Source organism: Oleiphilus sp. HI0132, from assembly GCF_001635845.1.
Genome location: NZ_LWGJ01001822.1, coordinates 1 through 1026, shown reverse-complemented (window position 1 = coordinate 1026; position 1026 = coordinate 1). Strand labels below are relative to the sequence as shown.

Annotated in this window: 2 protein-coding genes; both read left to right on the top strand. The window is 45.8% G+C overall.

All coding sequences use genetic code 11. From position 1 onward, the window contains the following. A partial coding sequence (locus tag A3766_RS27600; protein WP_197479798.1) for a CbbQ/NirQ/NorQ C-terminal domain-containing protein occupies nt 1–408 on the top strand: 408 nt, incomplete at its 5' end. Between the two features lie 21 nt (nt 409–429). Continuing rightward, on the top strand, nt 430–1011 hold the full coding sequence (locus tag A3766_RS27595) for a cytochrome c oxidase subunit 3 family protein (RefSeq protein WP_068514311.1): 582 nt from the start codon (nt 430–432) through the stop codon (nt 1009–1011). Nucleotides 1012–1026: the final 15 nt, after the last annotated feature.

Below are 1026 nucleotides of genomic sequence, written 5' to 3'. Positions count from 1 at the left end.
CGTACGGGCGAAGAAATTATTGCTCATCCTGACTTTATGTTGGTGATCTCTTATAACCCTGGCTACCAGAACGTAATGAAGGGGCTGAAGCCAAGTACCCGCCAACGCTTTGTTGCGATGGAGTTTGAATACCCCTTGGCAGAACGGGAAACGGTAATCATCTGTCAGGAATCCAATATCGACAAAGATACCGCCAAGAAGCTGGTTAGCCTGGGTGGGGATTTACGTCGCCTAAAAGACTATGACTTGGAAGAAGCGGCATCGACCAGGCTGCTGATTTATACCGCCAAGATGATTAAGTCAGGGCTGAATGCTCGCGAGGCGTGTTTATCGTGCTTGGCTCAACCTTTAACCGACGAGACCGAAACTCTGGCTGCCATTGAACGCTTGGTCATGACCTATTTCTAGGGCGCTAGCGAAAATAAACCTATGAGCATTGAGCAGGAAGTAAGTGCAGGGAAACATGTTCCCGGTGATATCGCTATATGGGTTCTGGTCTTTGCAGAGTTATTTGAATTTGGCTTGTTCTTTATCCTCTATATCGTTGCCAAAGTTCATAACCCGGAGCTATTCAAAACCGGCCCCTTAAGTCTTAATACCAGCGCCGGTATTTTGAATACCTTTATTTTACTGACGAGTAGTTACTTTATTGCCCGTTCAGTAAGAGCGATTCGCCTTGATAAAGCGCAAGAGAGCCGACGTTGGATATGGCTAACCTTAGCGTGCGCAGTGGGATACTGCCTAGTGAAAGCTTGGGAGTATAAATTTAATGAGCTTAACGGCATTGGAGTCGAAACTAATCTCTACTTTAGCGTTTATTACTACCTGACCTTCAATCATCTGCTGCATGTGTTTTTTGGGATGGCTGGTTTGCTGTGGGTACTAACCAGGTCTTACTTTGGGGCGTATTCTGCTAAGCAATATGCGGGTTTGGAGGCAGGTGCGTGTTACTGGCACATGGTTGATTTAGCCTGGATTATTATTTTTCCACTGATCTATGTGATGAGATAGCGATGATTCTACCTC

What these genes read in the sequence shown, in the direction of transcription:
- A3766_RS27595 (WP_068514311.1), top strand. Translation starts at nt 430, where the DNA reads ATGAGCATTGAGCAGGAAGTAAGTGCAGGGAAACATGTTCCCGGTGAT.